Raw genomic sequence first — 20868 nt, forward strand, 5'->3', positions numbered from 1 at the left:
AGTATCCTGACCGACGACGGTGATGATTGCCTTGTTCATGGAACTCCCTAAACGTTAGGTGCGAATATCCAGTTACCGTCTCGGCAAAATGCCGGACGTGCCTTAAGTATAGAAAAGGCAGATGTCAAAAAAGTCGTTTTTTCGGCAATCGCATTACATTGTGAGACGATTTCTTCCGTCAAACCGGTTTCAAAAGTTGCGGAAAGTCGTTTTTTGGAATATCTGTTTTCGACGTGAAATCGGATTTCATAAAAGAAAAGCGCCTGCCGATCGTTTGGAAATACGATTTCGGCAAGCGCTTTTTACAATATGTCATGCGATTCACTTTTCGCTGATCTTGTCTTCTTTCAGGAAGAAGGAGAAGACCAGCACGATGACGATCAGCACCAAGCCGAACACATAGCCGTAGCGGGATCCCGCAACGAAGCCTTCCGCATCGGTGGCGCCGGAGCCCATCGACAGCAGGCAGGTGGCGATGGACGTGCCATTCGCGCCGAACACCTGCTGCATGGTGTTAAGAATGGTGGAGCCGCAGCTTCGGCATCTCATCAAGCTAGCCGTATCTGGTCTACGGCATCGTGCCTGCTGGCCATCGCCGCGGGATACGCCGTGCACCCATCTGGTCCACAGTAAATCATGAAAAACGCGCGTTGGCGCACGTCCTTTTCATGGACGTGCGCCAACGCGCGTTTTTGCATCAGCTTCTGCGATCAGGCCTCACGGCTCGCGGAAGCCGCAGCGAACGCCGGCAAGGCGCGAGGTGCGTTGAAACCTTCCTTTTCGAAGCGGTCAGCAATCTTCTGTGCGATCTCGTGCCCCTGGCCCTTATCCGCCAGGGCGATGATGGAGCCACCAAAGCCGCCGCCGGTCATACGCGCACCATACGCACCGTTGGCACGGGCCACGTCCACGGCAATATCCAACTCGGGCACAGTCACTTCATAATCCGCAGCGAGCGAATCATGAGACGCGTTGAACAGTCGGCCTGCCTCGTCGATCTTGCCGTTGGCGAAGGCACGCACGAAGGAATTGACACGGGCGATTTCGGTGATGACGTGGCGCACGCGCTTCTTCATCGTGTCGTCTTCCAGCTTGTCGAGCGTTTCCTTGAGCGCCTGGAACGGATCGTCGGACTTGGCGATGCTGTCGGCGACCACACGCAGGTTGGCCACGCCGAGGATTTCGGCGGCCTTCTCGCAAGTGGCGCGACGCTGGGCATACTGGCCGTCGTTGAGCTGATGCGGAGCCTGAGTGTCAAGCACCAGCAGTTCCAGACCGTACTTGTCGAGATCGAATTCCTGCTGGGAGACGTTCTCCAGCGGGCTCAGCTCTGGACGGCAATCAAGACGCAACGCATGGCCGAAAGTGCAGCGCATGGATGCGTTCTGATCGAGACCACCGGTGGACGCGCCCGCCATGTCGTTTTCCGACTTGATGGCGGCGTTGATCAGCGTCACACGACCGGCATCGGATGCGCCATAACCCAAACCGTACACGTCATCCAGCGCCAAGGCGGTGGAGCAGGTCATGGCTGCGGAGGAGCTCAGACCGGAACCGAGCGGCACGCAGGAGGAGAATGCCGCGTCGAAGCCCTGCACCGCATCGAAGCCGGCTTCGCGCAATGCCCAGGCAACGCCCACCGGGTAGGCGGCCCAGCCTTCCACGCCACCGGCCTGCAGACCATCGAGGTCGGCTTCGGTAACGTTTTCGGAGTCAACGTCGGAAACCACGCGCACCTTGGTGTCTTCACGCGGCTTGAGCGCGATGAACGTGCGGTGCGGCAGTGCGATCGGCAGGCACAGGCCCGCGTTGTAGTCGGTGTGTTCGCCAATCAGGTTCACACGGCCCGGTGCGGCCCATACGCCAGCCGGTTCCTCACCGTAGGTGGCTCGGAACAGGTCGGTCGCGTTCTTCACACCCTCGTCATGCGAGAGCGGCTCAATGAATTCAACAGCAGTCATTGGTGTTTTGTCCTTTGGGTTTTATTGGCTTTCAGCCTTCGATATCGATTGGTCCGAGCTCGTGGAAGCGCTTGGCGATGAGTTCCGGCGTGGTGTCGGAAACCCATGCGGCCATGCCGGATTCGGATCCGGCCAGATACTTGATCTTGTTGGCTGCGCGGCGGAACGAGAAGAACTGCAGGTTCAGGCGGTAGTTTTCACGGCGCACGTCGTGGATCGGAGCCTGATGCCATGCTGCGATGTACGGCAGGTCCATACCCTTGCCGTCACCCTTGTCGAAGAACGCGTTGCCGCGCTTGAGCAGGGTGGAGTACATGACGGCCAGATCCCAACGTTCCTGGTCGTTGAGCTCGTCGAGGGTGAGCACGTCGCGCACCGGGGCCACATGCACCTCGAGGGGCCAGCGGGCTGCTGCTGGCACGTAGGCCACCCAGCTGTGGTTGCGCATGACGATGCGCTCCCCGGCCTCGATTTCGGAGTTCATGAGATCCTTGAGCAGGTTGCCGCCGGTCTTCTCATGGTAGGCTTCGGTCTGCTTGAGTTCGGCTTCCATCTTCGGCGCGATGAACGGGTAGCAGTAGACCTGTCCGTGAGGGTGTGCCAGGGAGACGCCGATTTCCTGTCCGTGGTTTTCGAACGGGAAGATCTGTTCGATGCCTTCCATCTTGGAGATTTCGGCGGTACGGAACGCCCATGCTTCCACGACGGTGCGCAGACGGGAGACCGGCAGGTCTGCCGGCAGACCATTTTCGTCCGGGTCGAAGCAGATCACTTCGCAGCGGCCTGCGGCGAGCTTCTTCTCCCACAGCGGGTTGCCGTTGACGTATTCCACGGCTTCGGAACGGCCCGGCACGCGCACCATCGACGGGAAGCGGTTTTCGAACACGACCACGTTGTAGTCGGTGTCCGGCACTTCGCCGTCTTGGTACGGGTCGCCCGGCTTGCGTGCGGCCAGCGGGTTGCCTTTGGCGGTGGCGCCAGGGCCCGCGGTGATCGGACGATTCATGCGTGCGGTCGCCATAGGAATCCAGTCGCCGGTCAGTGGATCGCGACGCATTTCCGGAGCAGCGTACGGCACTTCCTCACCGGCCGCGTTGAGCTGGTTGGAGAAACGGTATGCCAGCTGACGAGGATCGTTCAGTTCGCGCGTCTTCGCGCCGGAAACGTATTCCGGATCATCGTCGAGGTAGAAGAAAGCGCGGCCATCGGCGAGCGTGGTCGGCGTGATGCGAATGTGCTCCTTCGCGTACTCTCCGGGAGTGTAGTTTGCGAATTCACTCATTATGGTTATTCACCTTCCTGAATAGGCTCGCTCTGGTGTGCCAGCACGAGCTCTTTAACCAAATCCCTTGTTTTCCCAACCGAATCGGGGTCTAGTCCATCATCGGTAATGACCGTGTCCACCTGGTCGAAGCGTGCGAAAAGCGACAATGATGTGCAGCTCCACTTGGTATGATCGGTCAAAATTATGGTGCGATCGGCAATGTCCATCATTGCCATATCGGTTGCGGCCTCAAGCGAGTTCGGCATGAGGAAGCCGCGCGGAATGGACACGGAATGCGTGCCCAGGAAGACTGTGTTGACGCGCAGGGAGGCCACCACTTTGTCTGCGATCGGGCCTACGAGCGAGTTGGATCGGGTGGTCACGCCGCCGGTCACGATGACTTCCACGTCTTTCGATTCCAGCGCCTGCACCAGTTCCGCCACCGGAATGGAGTTGGTGAGGATGGTGATCCCCGACGACTGCTGTGATTCCAACAGATGTTGCGCGAATACGTATGCGGTGGTGCCGCCGCCGATGGCGATCACGTCGCCGGGTGCCACATATTTGATGGCTTCCTGTGCGATGGCGTCCTTCAATCCGATGTCCATCTGCGACTTTACGGAGAACAGCGGCTCACTCAGCAGCGTGCTGGTGGTAACGGCGCCGCCGTGCACACGCTTCAGCAGACCCTTGTCGGCCAGATCGGCGATATCGCGTCGGATGGTCATGGCGGAAACGCCCAATTCCTTGGACAATGCGGTGATACGCACCGCACCGCGGGTACGCAACCTGCTCAAAATCAAATGCTGACGTTGTGACGATATCATTCGAACATTATCGCACATGTTCACTCAAAATAAAAACTGAGATGAGCGTTTCGCGCGTTTTCCTCACGAAAAAATATACTTGGCACTCCTGTAATCGTTCAAATCGAACAAAAACGAACGTCGACATCCCGTCAGCGAAATCAATCGACGTGTTGCTTTCCTGCGACAAACGGTGCGAGAATAGTGAACCATGACGTATGTTTCTGAGAATTTCTGGCACGATGCGGTGAACAAAGCCACCACAGATCTCTTCACCTTCGGCTACAAGCACATCATCAAGCCGCATTTCGTGTTCAATCAGACGCCCGATGTGGCGCACGACCAGATGATTCAGTTCTGCAAGATCACCAAGAACATTCCGCCGCTGATGTGGGCGTGCCGTGAAATGCTCAACTATTCCGACCCCGTGCTGGAAACCAGCGTGATGGGCGTCGACTTCGTCAATCCGTTCGGCCTTTCCGCCGGCCTCGACAAGAACTGCGAGATGCCGGTGCTGCTCGACAACGCCGGCTTCGGCTTCGAAACGGTCGGATCCACCACGTCTCGTCCGTGCCCCGGCAATCCGAAGCCGTGGTTCCACCGTCTGCCCGAATATGATTCGATGATGGTGCATGTCGGTCTTGCCAATGAGGGTTCGGAAATCGTTGTTCCGCGCGCGGAACAGGCTTGGACGAAGGCGCGCGACATGCAGATTTCCGTGTCGATCGCGCGTACGAATGACGATAAGACCGGCGATTTGGACGAAGGCATCGAGGATTACTGCATTTCGATGCGCCGCACGGCCGGTCGCACCGCCATGGTCGAAGTGAACATCTCCTGCCCGAACACGATGGCCGGCGAACCGTTCAATCAGAGCCCTGAAGCGCTCGACAAGCTGTTCACCGAACTCGACAAGATCGAACGTCCACAGCCCACGCTGGTGAAGATGCCGTTGAATAAGTCCTGGGAAGAGTTCAAGGATCTGCTTGACGTGCTTGCCGAACACAATGTGCAGGGCTTGTCGATTGCGAATCTGCAGAAGGACCGCGCCGGCATGGAGATTCCTCGCGATTGGGAGGGCGGACTGTCAGGTTCGCCATGCTATGAGGCCAGCAACGAACGCATCAAGCAGGTGTACCGCGAGTATGGCGACCGTTTTGCGATTGCCGGCATCGGCGGCGTGTTCACTCCGCAGCAGGCGTATGCGAAGATTCGTTCCGGCTCGTCGTTGGTCATGTTCATCAGCTCGCTGATGTATCGCGGACCGCAGCAGATCACCGTGTTGAAGCGCGGCCTTGCCGAACTGCTCAAGCGGGACGGATTCGACCATGTGAGCCAGGCTGTCGGCATCGACGCCTGATACCGATTATTTCAATCGGCAGCGAGCACCAAATAATAATGCGCCCTGCGACCGCCAACGCGGTGCAGGGCGCATTATTGTTGTTCGATTGTTGTTCGATATTACCTTGGTTATTGGTTGCGTTTAGTATGCGCCACGCACATACTGCGGCTGGTAGGGCGCATCTTCGGTCGGAATACCGAGCTTGTGAGCGGCGCGAAGAGGCCAATTCGGATCACGAAGCGCCGCACGTCCGATTTCGATGGCGTCGGCGGCACCGGATTTCAAAATCTTCTTGGCCTGCTTCGGCTTGGTGATCAATCCGACGGCCGTGGTTGGAATTTCGGCACGCGAGCGCACCTGTTCGGCGAATGGAACCTGATAATCGGGTTTGACGGGAATGGTCACGCCCGGAATCATGCCTCCGGTGGAGACGTCCATCAGATCGACACCGTGCTTCTTCAGGACTTTGGCAAGGTCGACGGTCTGATCGAGATCCCAGCCTCCGGCGGCCCAATCGGTCGCGGAAACGCGCACCAGCACCGGCATGGTGTCGGGGATGACGGAACGCACGGCGTCCACGACTTCGACCAGTATGCGGATACGGTTGTCGAACGATCCGCCGTATTCATCCTCGCGCTCGTTGATCAGCGGATCGAGGAATTGCGACAGCAGATAGCCGTGGGCCGCATGAATTTCCACCACGTCGAAGCCGATATCATAAGCACGCCAAGCGGCGTCGCGGAACTGGTCGACGATGGCATGGATTTCGTCAACGGTGAGTTCGCGAGGCTTGTCCAACGGCCCGAACGCGTTGGCGCTTGGCCCCACGGTCTGCCATCCGCCCTGCTCTTCCGGCACGCTCTCATGCTCGTATCCGATGGAGAAGCAGCCGGTGGAAGCCTTGCGTCCGGCATGGTTGAGCTGCACCGCCATCGTCGCGCCGGCGGCCTTCGCATCGGCAACGATCCAACGCCATGCGTCCATCTGCTCGTCGGCCCACAATCCCAAGTCGCACGGCGAAATACGACCCTCCGGCGTCACTGCGGTGGCTTCCACGATAACCATGCCGAAACCGCCCATGGCACGTGACACATAATGCTGGTAGTGGAATGGCGTGGGCAGGCCATCCTGGGCCAACGCGGAATACGTGTCCATTGGCGGCAGCCAGATGCGGTTGCGCACGGTCATGCCACGCAAAGTCATAGGATCGAACAGGCCAACCGTGCCATTGGTTGTAGCCTTCTTCGACCGCTTCGCCTTCTTTTCGTCTTCGCTCATCGTAGTAGCTCCCCTCCGGTCGCACCTACTGGCTCCTTGCCGATCGGCTGAACCTTCTTCTTGTATTCCCCTTGAGCTTCTCTGGAGATTTCGTGCCATAAAACCGGCACTATCTGCATTCTACGCAGAACGCCCGCCGAGCGTGGCGGGCGTTCATTGATTGTTCACTTCCATTCGCTGAATTGCGGAAGCGTCACTCATCTTCGGTCTGCTGCTGATCCTGATCATCCTGCTGGTCGTTCTGCTGGCTTTGCTGCTGAAGCGACTGGTTCTGCTGCTGAATGATTGTGCTTTGCTGCTGGGTGGCATTCTGCTTTCCACCGCCGATCCTGGTGACCGCGCTGGATGTTGCGGAATACTTGGCCGCAGGCTGCCCATAATCGTTGTCAATCGGCAGCTGTTTGCGTTCCGCATAAGCATTCATAAAGTCACGCCATGCCGGGGCCGCGATGGTGGAACCATCCCAGTAGCTGTGGTACTGGCCGTTGATAGCGATATTCGCAATCGGGTGTCCAACCGGGTTCTGCACGTCACCGACGAGCACGAACGTAGCGATCTGGTTCGGAATGAAACCACCTGTCGTAACTAGCTGATCCTCGTGGGTACCGGTCTTGGCGAAGGTCTTACGCCCATTGGCCAGCTGTGCCACACCGCCTGCGCCGTCAGGACGAACAACGCCTTGATTCATGGCCCAAGCAAGCGTTTGAATGATTTCCGGATCAACCGCCTGATGGCAGTTCGCGGAAGGCACCTTAATATCATTGCCGTCCACATCAGTCACCTGCTTCAGCGCGATCGGATTGCACTGCACGCCATTGGACGCATATACAGAGAAGATGCTTGCCATCGTCAGCGGGGACACGTTGACGTTACCGACCATCATGGCAGGCACGAATGATGAGGTCTTGTCGAGCGTCTCACCGGTATTCGCATCATGATAGCCAAGTTCAGTTGCGGTATCGGCAATCTTGCACAAGCCGATGATGGATCCCATGGAAGCCTGCGTGGTGTTATGAGACCTTGCCAAAGCCAATGCCGGCGTTTCCGGGTTCACCGTTCCATTGGTTATTGCGTTGGTGACGTTCCACGTATCAGTGCCGCCGGTATAACGATCGCATGCGAACAACGAGGTCGAATACCTCGTGGACGTCTGCAGGTTCTCGTTGACGGAATGTCCCGCTTCCATCCACGCCACCAGATTGATAGGCTTCCACGACGAGCCGATGGAGAAGCCCATGCCGCCGCCGTCTTCTCGGTCCACGGCATAGTTCATGGAATCCCTGGTCTGGTCGTTCTGCGCCGCTTCGGTGGCATCATACGTTCGATTCAGACCGAAGCCCAACACTTCTCCGGTACCCGGTTTGACGGACGCCATCACGATTTCCATGCCGGAGGAATCTTCCGGTGGGATGGTGTTGCGCGCGGTTTCGTTCAACAAGGTGTTGGCATCGATATCCAACGTGGTGACGATCTTCAGACCGCCCTCTTTCAGCAGTCTTTCCCTGTCCTCGCTGGTCTTGCCGAATTCCTTGGAATTCAAAATCTTATGCACCACGTAATCGCAGAAATAGCCCGCATCATAGTCCGCGGCCATGCAACCGGTGGAAATAGGCTGGACATCAAGCGTATCTGCGAGCGGAGTATTGACCGCCTCTTGATATTCCGTATCCGAAATATAGCCCTGCTCGTTCATCAGCTGCAGCACGATATTGCGTTGCTTCTCGGATTCCGGCTGGTTCGATTCGACGGAAGGATCGTAAGCGTTCGGATTCTTGGTGATTGCCGCGATGGTGGCGGACTGCACGATGTTCAGCTGATCTGCGGTGGTGTTGAAATACCGCTTCGCAGCCGCCTGCACGCCATAGAGGCTATTGCCGCCAAACTGTGCGATATTGAGATATCCCTGCAAAATTTCAGGCTTGGAATACTGCTTTTCCATTTGCACGGAAATCAGCATTTCCCTCATTTTTCGTGCGATGGTATCTTCCGACGCATGGTATTGTGCGATCGGATCGTCATCCTGCTGCGCCTGCAGGATCAGCACGTTTTTGACATACTGCTGGGTAAGGGAGGAACCGCCCTGATGGTCGCCCTTCATGTATGTTTGGACGAACGCGCGAAACACACCCTGCACATCAACGCCGCCGTGAGTGAAGAATCGTCTGTCTTCACGCGCTACCACGGCCTGCTGCATGTATTTGGAAATCTTCTTCAACGGCACGACTTCACGATTCTGATCCCAGAATTCGGTGATTTTCGTGGTGCCATCGGAAGCGTACATGGTCGACTTCTGCGGCAGGCTGGTCACATCAAAATCAATACCTTCGACCGACAGCGACGGAATAACCGCCTTGGCGACGCTGTTCGCGCCGAAAACCGCCGGTAGGAGGAACAAACTGGCGGCCACGCCGCCACCCACACTCAGCGTGATGTAGGCAATCACGAGTGCGAGCACACGTTGAACGGTCAAAGTCTTCTTTTCGGGCATGGTGCCCATTCTAAAGTGGTGGGTCTACTAATCAACCGGCCGATCGCAGCCATCACGGGTTTCTCACAAACAACCGTAAAACTTGAAAAACACTGGAAAACAGTCGAAAATTATCGTCTCGATCGTCGAATAAGCATGCCGGGCTGGTAGATGATGATGGAACGGCCCTCACGCGCGATCCATCCACGGTTGGCGAAATCCATCAGCGCCTTGTTCACCGTTTCGCGCGACGAACCGACCAGCTGCGCCATTTCCTCCTGCGTCAGATCGTGCGGCACCTTCAACCCCGCCTCGACCGGCTCGCCGAAGCGTGACGCCAGATTCAGCAGCGTTTTCGCCAAACGTCCCGGCACGTCCATGAACACAAGCTCCGAAATGCGCTCATTGTTGTCACGCATGCGATGCGCGAGCACCTGAAGCATGTCGACGGCCACGCGCGGATGCTCGTCAAGCCATGCGAACAGGGCGTCATGCTCAAGCCATACGACTTTCGTGTCACTGGTCATGGCCACGGCGGACGCGGTGCGCGGTCCACCATGCGGATCGAACACCGGAATCTCACCCAGCACTTCGCCGTACGCATGAATGCTCAACAACTGCACACGTCTGTCGGACGATTGCCGGATCAGTTTGACGCGCCCGCGTTCCAGCAGATACATGCGGTGATCGGTGTCGCCTTCGCGGAAAATATAGTCGCCCTTGCTGTATTCGGCATGCTGCAGATGCGGCAGCAGTTCCTCCGCCTCTTCGGAAGAAACCTGCTTGAACAACGCGGTGTGCAGCAACGTCGCGCTTTCGCCACTGGGTCCACTATTGGTCTCGTTTGGCGTAGCCATTTGTCACACCTCCGTTCATAGGCACATCCTCTGGGCACGCCGCCAGGCGTGTTGCCAGGCGCGCTGCCGCGGCTTCGAAAGCTTGTTGCGATTCCACATGCCCTCACGGAACACCAAGCTTTCGTAACATTCTCATTGCCCTTGATATCAGGGGCGGCTTCGACCATCGGGCTACATTGTAACTCGCCTGGCGGCGTCGAGCAGCCGTTCAACCACGTCTTCACGACTCATGCCCGTCTGCGAGCGCATTGGATCGACTCGTTTTACCGCTGATTTCACCGCTTTGTCCGACATTTTCTCGCGTGAGGTGTTCAACACACGCCCCATTTTTTCCGCGTCGATATCGTAGGCGAGGGTCACGTGGTGCAGTATGGCGCCAGGCCCTCCCTCTACTGGTGTGAATCGGCGTTGTGCGGCTCCGCCGAGTTTGCCGTATTGCGTGGCGATGTCGTTGAGTCCGGAGAATCGTACGTCGAGCCCGAGTTCCTTAAGCGCGCGCACCAGCCAGAAATCGCAGAGCCGGTATGATTCCTCGATGCTTATGCCTTGGGTGAAATCGAACGGCGCGTACAACGAGTAGGTGATGGTATTGCCCGGTTCGATGAACATCGCCCCGCCGCCGGTGCAACGTCGGACCACGGTGAATCCTTCCTTCTGCGCGACCGCCGTATTGACTTCGTCTTCGAGCGACTGGAATTTGCCGATGACCACGGCCGGAGCGGCCCATTCCCAGATACGCAGCGTGGGTTCGCGTTTGCCTGCCGCCACTTCGCGCGCCCATGCGATGTCGGTTTCCATTTGTTCGTTCGGGTCGCGCGGCTTGTCGTGGATGACGGTCGGTTTCAGGTCCCGCCAGCGTTCCAGATATTCCTCTTGTGTCAGCGCATTATGCATTCCCGGTTGTTCCCCGGAATATTGTTTCGTGGACCGCGCGATATTTCCGTTGCCCGTTGCATCTTCCGCATTACGCGATTCACTGCCTGTGATTGCGCGGAGAAAAGCGATGGCAATGCCTTCTGCCGTCATACCCACCAATCGCACGTTCGGATAGTTCGCGGTAATCGCTTGCAATCGTCGCGTAATGTCGCGTGTGGGCGCGCCTCGCTGGCTTTGCAGCAAGTTTTCCCAATCCTGCAATAGTCGGCGGGAATCCTTGTCATCGCCGTCAAGAAAGAAATCGCCGTCGATCCGACATTGTTCCACGGATTGGATGGAACTTGCACATTCGCGGAAATATGCTGGAATGTCATCAGAAAGCCGGACGGAAACCCCTACGAGTTTGCCGCCCGGCTGCTTATACAGCCCTCTGCCCATCAATCTTGAAGTTCTTGGCCGCGCCCATCGCGGTGCCAGTTGGACCCGTAGCTGGAGCACAGGATGAGGACTGCTTCGATCAGAGCCCAGATTCCGGAAATGATCGGTCCGATGAGGATGATCCATCCGATCAGGGTCAGCAACAGCTGGGCCACGGCCTTGCCTGTGTATCCCAGATAGAAGTTGTGCACGCCGAGGGTGCCGAGGAACAGGCCGAGCAGGCCGGCGACGATCTTCGACTTCTGCGCGTAGCCATAGCCGGACTGCTGTTGGGTCGCCTGATAGTAGGTCTGCTGCGCGTAGGTTGGTGGCTGATTGTATGCGGACTGCGTGTATTGGGGCTGAGTCGGCTCCTGATAATAGGGGGTCTGCGCCGATTGTGCGTAATCCGTAGGTCCGTACGTCGGCTGGCCGTAGATGGGCTGTGCAGGTTGCGCAGGCTGAGTCGGCTGCCCGTAAGCGGGAGCGGCCGAGCCATATGCGGGGACGGACGAACCGTAGGCAGCCGACTGACCATATGGCTGACCATTGCCGTACGTACCGCCGGGGATGTTGTTGCCCTGCGTACCCGGGGCATATCCCTGCACGGGCTGCTGCGATGCGTACGGGTCGGGATTGTGCGGCTGTGATGCAGGCTGATTGTAGCCATCCTGCGACTGCCTGTAATCGGCTTGAGTTGAATCGTTCGTCGCGAAATACTCGTCTTGGCCGGAACCGTTGTAATCGGCATTGTTGTCACTCATGGTTTCAACAATATCCCATAATTTGCCTTGTTGCTTTCATCCACCCTGAAAGCAATCCCTGAAATCCCCCTGAATATGCGAAACGCCTGTCGAATTCAAGCATGAACTCGATTTCGACAGGCGTCTCAACAGGCGAACATATCCGGCGCAATCATGCGTTCCGGATCATATGTCACATGCGTGCCAGAATGTCGCGTCCGACCTCGTCGGTGGAGCGGGTAGCGGATCCCAGCTCTTCGATGTCCGCTTCGACGGCCGCATCGATCTTGGCCGCGGCGTCGTCGAAACCGAGGTGGCGCAGCAGCATGGCCGCAGAAAGGATCGCGGCGGTCGGATTGGCCTTGTTCTGGCCTGCGATATCCGGTGCGGAACCGTGAATCGGCTCGAACATGGACGGGTATTCGTTGGAAGCGTTGATGCATCCGGAAGCGGAGTATCCGACACCGCCGACCACGGCACCTGCCTCGTCGGTGATGATGTCGCCGAACAGGTTGTCAGTGAGAATCACGTCGAAGCGGGACGGATTCGACACCATGAAAATGGTGGTCGCGTCGATATGCAGATAGTCGTGGGAAACTTCCGGATATTCCTCGGCGACCTTATCGACGATGCGCTGCCACATGTCTCCGGCGTTGACGAGCACGTTCTTCTTGTGCACGAGGGTCACATGCTTCCTGCGCTTCATGGCCAGCTGGAAGGCGTAACGCACCACACGTTCCACGCCGTAGGCGGTGTTGATGGAAACTTCGGTGGCCACCTCGTTCGGGGTGCCGCGGCGAACCGCTCCGCCGGCGCCGCAGTACAGGCCTTCGGTGCCTTCACGCACCACGACGAAGTCGATATCACCCGGGTTGGCGAGCGGGGAGGTCACGCCCTTGTACAGCTTGGACGGACGCAGGTTGACGTACTGGTCGAGATCGAAACGGAGCTTGAGCAGCAGGCCACGTTCGAGAATGCCGGCCTTGATACGCGGATCGCCGACTGCGCCCAACAGGATCGCGTCGGTCTTCTTGATGCGTTCCTCTTCCTCTTCCGGAAGAATCGCACCGTCACGCAGGTAACGTTCGGCGCCAAGATCGAAATTCTCGTAATCGAATTCGGCAACGCCCTCGGCCGCCTTCTCCAGAGCCTTCTGAGCCCACGGAGTCACTTCCTTGCCAATGCCATCGCCCGGAATGACGGCGATGGTGTACTTCTTTGCAGAATCACTCATAGCACGCGACTCTAGTCAACGAATCAGCACGTGGACTTAAAACGCTCAACTAATGGACACTCCATGCCGCGTTCCTGTACGAAACACACGAAAAGCATGAATCATACGAATCTCACAAATCGCACAGCCTAATCAGCTGGTAATACCCATCACGCCAAGACACCAAGCATTCTCATAGGAGATCTCCTCCCACTGCTTGTACCTTCCAGACGTCCCCCCATGACCAGCCTCAACCTCAATCTTCGCCACGGCATCCACGCCCGCACGCTGCAGTCGGGCCAACCATTTCATCGGCTCCACATACAGCACACGAGTGTCATTCATCGACGTGGTAATGAAAATCTTGGGAAAAACCGCAACCCGCGCATCATTTGCATCAGACGGCGCATTCTCATACGGCGTATATTCCTTCATATACCTGTACACGTCCGCATTATGCAGCGGATCGCCCCACTCATCCCACTCCGTAACCGTCAACGGCAACGACGGATCAAGAATCGACGTCAACGCATCCACAAAAGGCACATCCGCCTCAACGCCCGCGAAACATTCGGGAGCCATATTCGCCACGGCACCCATCAACAGGCCACCGGCGGAACCGCCATCGGCCACCGTGCGAGCAGGCGACGCCAAACCGGCACGCTGCAACGCACGCACGGCATCAACGAAATCCTCAAACGAATGCTTCTTATTGAGCAAATGCCCCTGCTCATACCAGGCACGACCCATCTCACCGCCGCCGCGAATGTGCGGCACCGCATAAAGCACACCACGATCAAGCATGCTGATGCGAGACACCGAGAATCCCGGATCCGAACTGATCTCATACGCGCCATACCCGGTAACGAACATCGCCGAATCACACGCGGGCACATCCCTGCGCCACACCAAGGAAACAGGAATGCGCTCGCCATCGCGGGCGGTAACCCACACCCTGCGCTCCATGTATTCGCGCGGTTCAAATCCACCAAGCACCGTGGCACGCCTCAACAGGCGATCCTCGCCGGTCGCCGGATCGATATCATGCAGTTCGCCGGGACGCGTGTAACTGGAGAACGAGTAGCGCATGCGGGGCGCATCATACGAAGGATTGCCTCCCACACCAATCGAATACAAGCGCCGGGTCTCCCCCGGCATCGCATCGGCGGTCGCACCATCCGATGAGGTCATCGCCTTGCGGGAAACCCCATGCACGGCCGACCCCTCGCCTTGCGCGGCGGCCAATTGGTCGAGCGCGCCCCACACTTCGGCACGTTCCTCGTTGATCTCGTCCACCGACTCGTCGACATCCCAATCGTCTTCCAACGCGTGGGGAACCAGCTCGGTGAACTTCCATGGACGCCCCGCAAGAAAATCCTCCGCAGCGGCATCCTTCGTCATCACCGCAATATGCGTCAGGCTTTCCGCCCGGTACTGCAGCGCCACATAATGCCGGTGAATCGAGATCCCCTCAATGCCAAGACCATGCGCGCCCTGCAAAATGGCTGGATTGCAGGGATTGGAATACGGTGTGCCGATCGGCATCTCAGAAGCGCCCGGTTCGACTTCGTCGCCGTGCTCGCATCCGTACGGCGAACCGACGGCCACACGCACGCCCTCACCCAAACGGTACGGGGGCTCATGGGAGCGCATGTCGATCACATCGATTTCGAAATTCGGGTTCAACGCATTGTGATAGACCACGGCGAGCGGAATATCCTCACCGCGTTCGCCGGCACCTTCGAAACGGCTGAAACTCACGTCGTATTCCACGTCCTGCTCGCGCGGAATGAACGCGCGGAATTCGCCTTCCGGATCGTCGGTGGAAAGCAGCAGCACTTCGGTGGTAGTCTTCGACCCGGTGCCGATCACCAGATTGCGTTCGTCGAACGACAGGCCGATGCCAACCCAGAATCGTTCGTCCTGTTCGCGGTACACCTCCACATCGTCGACGATGGGAGTGCCGACGCGGTGCCTCATCACCGCGTATGGACGCCACGCGTCGTCGAGCTTCACATAGAACACCCATTGCGCGTCCGGTGTGAAGCAGGCGCCACCGATGCCCTTGAACACTTCCGGCAGTTCCTTGCCGGTTTCCAAGCTGCGGATGCGGAAATCGTAACGTTCGTCGCCGCTGGTGTCGGTGCCGTACAGCATCCAACGTCCGTCTTTGGAAATATCCATGCCGCCGATACGGAAGAAATCATGGCCTTGCGCTTCGGCATTGGTGTCGAACACCACTTGTTCGCCGTCGATGGGCACGCCGATTTCAATGGTTGGCGGATCCCAATCGTCTGCGCCTCGAATAGGCACACGGCATTGCACCGCATACTGCTGGCCCTCCTGGGTGCGTACGAAATACCAGTAGCCATCCATGCGTGTCGGCACGGACATGTCGTTTTCCTGAACGTGCGACTTGAGCTCGTCGAACAGTGTGGAGCGTAGGGTTTTCAACGGTTCCATGCGCTGCTCGCAATACCGGTTCTGCGCGGCGACGTAATCCTGCACGTCATGCGATTCCTTGTCGCGCAGCCATTCGTACTCGTCGATGAAGGTGTCGCCGTGGAATACGCGCTCCTTCGGCACACGCTTCGCGATCGGCATCCCGCATTTGTCTTGCACGCTTTCGTCGCTTTCTCGCGCGCCCGTTGCGCCCTGTTCACCCCGAAAATCAGTCATGCACGCGATTATACCGGCATTGCATTCCCAATCCCACGCGGCACGCACCCCCTGCTCCGGGCGTACGAAAAAGTCAGACGCCCATCTGTTGTTTCAGGAACGGCAGCATGGTTTTCATCAGATTCGAACCGGTCGTTCCCGTGAATACCGGGACATCGGTGACCGGGATCGGCTGCGTGACCGCACGCCCCGCAACGGTGCCGAGATTGCCGGCGACTTCGCGTGGAGACAACTGCCGGATGCCGATCGCCAGTACACGCCCTGGGTATCGGCGTGCGATCGTGGCGTACGTGGTCGGATCCCTCTGCCCGTCATCGCCGATCAGAATGAACTTCATATCAGGAAAATCAGCCATCAATTGTTCGGCATACTCGAGTTTGTGCTGCACTCCGGAAGGAATGAACGTTTTCGGGCGAGGATCGAGGTCGCGCAATAGCAGCGGACCTTCCGGAAAACCATGGTTGGCGATGAAATGCCGGATCGAGCTTTCCACATTCCATGGCGATGTCGACAGGTAGAAGAACGGCGCGTCCGGGAACATGTCCGCAATGCGGTTGAACAGCAGGTTCATGCCCGCAACCGGCATTTTCTTCTTTGGATCGAGCAGCAGCAGATTGTAGGCGGCTTTCATCAGGCTTGGCGCCTGCGTGACCATGATGGTGTCGTCCACGTCGGAGATCACGCCGACTTTCGTACCGCTGGGAATGGTGAACAGGTTGGCTGTGACCGGTTTGCGGCTGCGTACCTTGTATGACACGTCGTGCACGCCCGGTTCGAGCGAATGTTCGGCCACGAGATCGAGATATCCTGCGGAATCGGAGGCTGCGAATTCACTGGAGACATTGCGCTGCGCGTCCACTTCGTCGTGCACTTCGGACGCGCCCACCTGCACGGTTTCGAGGGGCACGCCGTCGATGGCGATGCGCACCTTCGTATGCGGCGAGGGGATGGTGAGCATGGCACGGATGCCACGGGTCAGACGGCCCGCCTGACGTTTGAAGGGCCCGTACACGGTTCGGCAGATCAGTCGAGAGTAATGTTCGGTGCCGTAGCCGACATATGGTTCCACGCGCGGATACCAGTTGAGATTGAGCACCATGCTTGTTGAGAACGTCACCCACTTGTTGAACGCTCTGGTAATGGTGCGGCGGAACAGTCGTGTCAGCGGAGGCTTGACTTCGATGCGTTCGTGTTTCGAAGCCGCGTCGAAGGTGGTGACCACCTTGCGTGCGGGAATGGGCACGGTCGGCATGTCATCTTCGGATATGGAATCCGGTTCACGCTGGGGCAACGGCTGCGGTTCGGTCATAACCCCACTATAAAGGCAATTATTGAATTACCTGGTACCCCAGCGTGAAAATCAGGGATTTTTCAGGGAATACCGATGATTTCCCATCCAATTTCCCGAATCGTGCCGTTCACTGAGCCACGATGTTGGCGTATTCCTCGGAGGAAAGCAGTCCCGGCTCGTCATCCTCAAGTTCGATTTTGAAAATCCAGCCTTCGCCATACGGGTCACCCGTTACGATGCTTGGATCGTCGGCGGCCTCGTTGTTCACATAGCGAATCACGCCGGCCACCGGAGCGACCAGCGGCGTGACCGCCTTGGAGGATTCCAGTTCCGCCACCTCGTCGCCCGCCTGCACTTCGGTGCCGACTTCCGGCAGATCGATGTACACGAGTTCGCCAAGCTGGTCGGCCGCATATTCGGTGATACCCACCATGGCCGGCTCGGTGGAAGCATCCACCCACACATGCTCGTCGGAATATTCAAGATGCTCGGGCACATCCAGATTCGGCTTGTTATCGTTTTCTTCGCTCATGAAAGCTCATTCTACGTCAATCGTATGTATTTCCCTAGAGCAGTGCCGAAACTTGTTACGGGAGGTCGTGACCGAGCCACTCTTCGATCATATAGCGGGCTATGGTGGCCTTCCCGGGAGCTTCCATACGCCCTGCCACCAACTCGTTCATGTATTCGTCGCGGGTCACCCAACGCGCCTGCAGGGTCTCGTCGCCGTCCACGCGCACGTCGGTGGTGTTGGCCACGCCTTTGAACGCCATCATGAGCGATGCGGGGAACGGCCATGGCTGCGATCCCAAGTATTTGAGTTCGCCGATATCTATGCCGACTTCCTCTTTGGCTTCGCGCCGGCAGGCATGCTCCAGGTTTTCTCCGGCTTCCACGAAGCCGGCCGATACGGAGTACAGTCCGGTGTTGCGCCATGCGCTGTTGTGTTGCAGCAGCAGACGGTCCTCATGGTCCACGATCGCCGTGATGACGGCCGGTTCCACTCTGGGGAACAGCAGTCGCTTGCCGTCCGCTTCGCTGGCGCAGCGTTGCGCCCATCCTCCCAACGCCGGTTCGGTCGGAGCGCCGCATGTGGGGCAATGACGTTGGCGCGCATGCCATACGCCCAGCGAGATCGCCGTCGTGGCCTGGCCTGCTTCGCGCGCGCTGGCATGCGGTGCGAATCCGCGCAGATCGACCCAGTCGAATCGTTCCGCAGCGCTTTCCAGCAACGATTTCGACGTTTTCGCTTCCGGTTCGTGCTGTTCGCCGAACGCATCGTCCGCGCCCATATGCTCACTGCTTGCGACCACCGTCTCCGCGGCTTTCATGCGAGACACGTCAACGGCGACCACGTGTTCGTCGCGTTTGCCGCCATACGATCCAAGGAATATGGCGAGCGCCGTCGGATGCGTGTGCAGTTCCGCCGCCACGTAGGCGCCGGGCAATTGCGCGAGACGCATATGCACGTTGGCGTAGTCCGCGATGGCTCCCTGTCCGCGCGGCACCGCCACCATGCCGTCTTTGACGAGAATGACCTTCGTGTCCGGCTCCAGCAGCGCCGTGTCGAACAGGTCGGGTTCGTCGCGTCTCGAAACCTCATAGTCGATGTCGCCTTGCGCAAGTGGCAGGAACGGCAGTGCCTGGGTCAGCGCCAGTGGCGAGAACACGCTCATCGATTGCTTCTTTCCTTGAATACGATTGATAGAGCGGATATTTTTTTCTCTATTCCGTATTTTCTTTTCTATTTTTTTATATCTTTTTTGTATTTCTGATTGCGATATTGACGGCAGCGGCGGAAAATACCGGCTACTGCACCCTGCGCACCAGCGCGAGCAGCGCGTCGGCAACCGCCTGCGGATGCTCGTATGCGCTGAAATGCCCGCAATCGAATACCACCGTCATATCCGCGCTCGTAGCCGTCATCGCATCGGCGATCGGCGCCATCACGCTCGGCGGGCTCGACGGATCCTTGTCGCCGCAGATCACCGCAACCGGTGCCGTAATCGCAGGCAACACATCGTTCAGATCCGGGCGCCCAGCCGCCATGCGCTCACGCCATGCGATGCCTTCGGCAGGCTGTTCGTTGATCCACGTCGTGAACTGTTCACGGTAGGCGGCCGACTGTTTGATGGTGGAATCCTCAGGTGTGGATGCCGCAAATCCCATCACCGGCTCATGCGTGCCCGTCGATTCGCATGCTTCGGCGATAGCGATGCGCTTCGCGCGCATCTGCGCGGAATCCGCCGCGGCCTTCGTGTCGCACAATGCCAACGCGGCAACAGCTTCGGGGTGCAGACGCTGAATGTCGAGAACCAGATAGCCGCCCATCGAAAGGCCCGCCCAAATCGCCTTGTCGTAACCGGCCGCATGCAACATCGCGACATAGGCGTCGGCCATATGGTCCAAACCGTTCGGGAAAGCGCCGTCCGCGTCTTTGCCGCCACTGGTCTCATCGGAAGGAATCGGCCCTTCTCCCGCACCGGGCATGTCGGGACCCCAGATCGGGAACCGTTTCACACCATGTTCCACAGCGGCCGCCTCCAACGCCTCCGCACATTCGTCCCACATGCGGTGGTCCACGGGGAACCCGTGCACCAGCACCACGGGAAGCCCCTCGCCCTCGCAATACACGTTATTATGTAATTCGATCGTCATCGTCTCACTCCGTTCCTCTCCCCTATATTGCCTATATATCTATCGCTTACGCTGCCTGCATTCGCAAGCTGCCACGCGCTTTCCTGGCGCCCACGGCCGACCGGTTTCGACGTCAACCATAAGCCTGTCGGCTACCTGCCGGCCCAAGCGATCGCCTGACGCACAATCGTGCCATATCCGTTGCTCATCTGGTTTATGAAAGTGTCGAGGATCTCGCTGTTCGTGTTGACCCATTCCACGTCAAGCGTCTCATCCTGCGGCTTGCAGTCGCCCGCGATCGGCACCACGTAGCACAATGCGATCGCATGCTGGCGGGAATCGAAATAATCGGATAGTCCCGGCGTCGGGAAAAACTCGGCCACGGTGAACGGCTGCAGACTCACCGGCAGCTGCGGCAACGCGATATCGCCCAAATCCTTGGCGATATTACGCGCCACGGCCTCACGCAACGATTCGTGATAGAGCACGCGCCCGGCAATCAGCGTTCGCTCGATACTGCCGTCGTCAGACACGCGAAGCAACGATCCGACCTGTGAAACACGCCCCAGATCATCGGTGCGCACCGGCACCACAAGCACGTATGGAATCGGCATTTCGCCGCGCATACGGTTGATTTCGCCGGAAGCAAGCCATCCTGGAGGATTACCTATTCCGCGAATGAAATCCTCCGGCGTAATGTCGTCGAATTCTCCGCGACGACGGCCTGCATCGAAATCGCCCTCGTCGGGCACTTCATCATTCATCACTGGCATAGTCCCATTATCACGCATCTTGTGTGAATTGGCTGGAAAAGAATGCGCCGAAAGACGATTCTTCTGACAGCGGATATTGCATATGCCGGGAATGCGGCGGGTTGGGGCGCGGTTATATACTCCAAAGCAATCGCATACGAGGGGCGTAGCCCGTCACGCGCGTCGATGGAACGAACAGCAAGGAGCAATCATGGCAACGCATGCGGTCACTTCGCAGGATTTCAATCAGGTCGTCGAATCCAACGATCTGGTATTCGTGGATTT

General features: G+C 58.1%; 16 protein-coding genes and 1 pseudogene. 1 reads left to right on the forward strand and 16 read right to left on the reverse strand.

Annotated features, from left to right (window positions below; translation table 11 throughout):
- Positions 1 to 321 precede the first annotated feature (321 nt).
- The 4 genes and pseudogenes from Q5H33_RS06215 to Q5H33_RS06230 form a co-directional block, all read right to left on the reverse strand.
- Positions 322 to 531: pseudogene (locus Q5H33_RS06215) on the reverse strand (drug:proton antiporter); the annotation flags it as partial.
- Positions 532 to 710: 179 nt separating this feature from the next.
- Positions 711 to 1961: a galactokinase gene (gene galK / locus Q5H33_RS06220; protein ID WP_302423584.1), complete on the reverse strand. Its 1251-nt coding sequence runs from the start codon at positions 1959 to 1961 to the stop codon at positions 711 to 713.
- Positions 1962 to 1992: 31 nt separating this feature from the next.
- Positions 1993 to 3243: a galactose-1-phosphate uridylyltransferase gene (gene galT / locus Q5H33_RS06225; RefSeq protein WP_022245380.1), complete on the reverse strand. Its 1251-nt coding sequence runs from the start codon at positions 3241 to 3243 to the stop codon at positions 1993 to 1995.
- Between the two features lie 5 nt (positions 3244 to 3248).
- Entirely contained in the window at positions 3249 to 4052 is an 804-nt protein-coding gene (locus Q5H33_RS06230; protein ID WP_033524326.1) for a DeoR/GlpR family DNA-binding transcription regulator, read from the reverse strand.
- A gap of 190 nt (positions 4053 to 4242) precedes the next feature.
- On the opposite strand from Q5H33_RS06230, the gene Q5H33_RS06235 reads away from it, so the two are divergent.
- Positions 4243 to 5391 (forward strand): quinone-dependent dihydroorotate dehydrogenase, encoded by a 1149-nt coding sequence (locus Q5H33_RS06235; protein ID WP_004221302.1) that lies wholly within the window; start codon positions 4243 to 4245, stop codon positions 5389 to 5391.
- Between the two features lie 123 nt (positions 5392 to 5514).
- Here Q5H33_RS06235 and Q5H33_RS06240 read toward each other — a convergent pair whose 3' ends face one another.
- The 12 genes from Q5H33_RS06240 to Q5H33_RS06295 all read right to left on the reverse strand — a co-directional run bounded on the left by Q5H33_RS06240 (position 5515) and on the right by Q5H33_RS06295 (position 20604).
- Positions 5515 to 6651 (reverse strand): NADH:flavin oxidoreductase/NADH oxidase, encoded by a 1137-nt coding sequence (locus tag Q5H33_RS06240; RefSeq protein WP_302423590.1) that lies wholly within the window; start codon positions 6649 to 6651, stop codon positions 5515 to 5517.
- A 193-nt stretch (positions 6652 to 6844) separates the two neighbouring features.
- Positions 6845 to 9148 carry a transglycosylase domain-containing protein gene (locus Q5H33_RS06245; protein ID WP_302423591.1) on the reverse strand — a complete coding sequence of 768 codons (2304 nt, stop codon included), beginning with the start codon at positions 9146 to 9148 and terminating at the stop codon, positions 6845 to 6847.
- A 101-nt stretch (positions 9149 to 9249) separates the two neighbouring features.
- On the reverse strand, positions 9250 to 9975 hold the full coding sequence (locus Q5H33_RS06250) for a Crp/Fnr family transcriptional regulator (RefSeq protein WP_004221295.1): 726 nt from the start codon (positions 9973 to 9975) through the stop codon (positions 9250 to 9252).
- A 171-nt stretch (positions 9976 to 10146) separates the two neighbouring features.
- Positions 10147 to 11289, reverse strand: coding sequence for a lipoate--protein ligase family protein (locus Q5H33_RS06255; RefSeq protein WP_065440482.1), 1143 nt, complete (start codon positions 11287 to 11289; stop codon positions 10147 to 10149).
- Positions 11289 to 12032, reverse strand: coding sequence for a TM2 domain-containing protein (locus Q5H33_RS06260; RefSeq protein WP_302423598.1), 744 nt, complete (start codon positions 12030 to 12032; stop codon positions 11289 to 11291). Before Q5H33_RS06260 ends, Q5H33_RS06255 begins: the two co-directional genes overlap by 1 nt.
- A 172-nt stretch (positions 12033 to 12204) precedes the next feature.
- Positions 12205 to 13245, reverse strand: coding sequence for a 3-isopropylmalate dehydrogenase (locus Q5H33_RS06265; RefSeq protein WP_004221290.1), 1041 nt, complete (start codon positions 13243 to 13245; stop codon positions 12205 to 12207).
- Between the two features lie 132 nt (positions 13246 to 13377).
- A complete protein-coding gene (locus Q5H33_RS06270) occupies positions 13378 to 15828 on the reverse strand; it encodes a S9 family peptidase (protein WP_117791321.1) in 2451 nt (816 codons plus the stop codon).
- A gap of 148 nt (positions 15829 to 15976) precedes the next feature.
- A complete protein-coding gene (locus tag Q5H33_RS06275) occupies positions 15977 to 17212 on the reverse strand; it encodes an App1 family protein (RefSeq protein ID WP_004221286.1) in 1236 nt (411 codons plus the stop codon).
- Between the two features lie 109 nt (positions 17213 to 17321).
- On the reverse strand, positions 17322 to 17726 hold the full coding sequence (gene gcvH / locus Q5H33_RS06280) for a glycine cleavage system protein GcvH (RefSeq protein WP_022245489.1): 405 nt from the start codon (positions 17724 to 17726) through the stop codon (positions 17322 to 17324).
- Between the two features lie 55 nt (positions 17727 to 17781).
- Positions 17782 to 18870: an NAD(+) diphosphatase gene (gene nudC, locus Q5H33_RS06285; protein WP_302423601.1), complete on the reverse strand. Its 1089-nt coding sequence runs from the start codon at positions 18868 to 18870 to the stop codon at positions 17782 to 17784.
- A gap of 133 nt (positions 18871 to 19003) precedes the next feature.
- Positions 19004 to 19852 carry an alpha/beta fold hydrolase gene (locus tag Q5H33_RS06290; protein ID WP_117661118.1) on the reverse strand — a complete coding sequence of 283 codons (849 nt, stop codon included), beginning with the start codon at positions 19850 to 19852 and terminating at the stop codon, positions 19004 to 19006.
- Between the two features lie 131 nt (positions 19853 to 19983).
- The gene (locus tag Q5H33_RS06295) at positions 19984 to 20604 is read right to left on the reverse strand and encodes an NUDIX hydrolase family protein (protein WP_065435360.1); all 621 of its coding nucleotides are present in this window, start codon (positions 20602 to 20604) and stop codon (positions 19984 to 19986) included.
- Positions 20605 to 20868 lie beyond the last annotated feature (264 nt).

Origin of the sequence: uncultured Bifidobacterium sp. (assembly GCF_959020145.1) — a bacterium.
Taxonomy (GTDB): domain Bacteria; phylum Actinomycetota; class Actinomycetes; order Actinomycetales; family Bifidobacteriaceae; genus Bifidobacterium.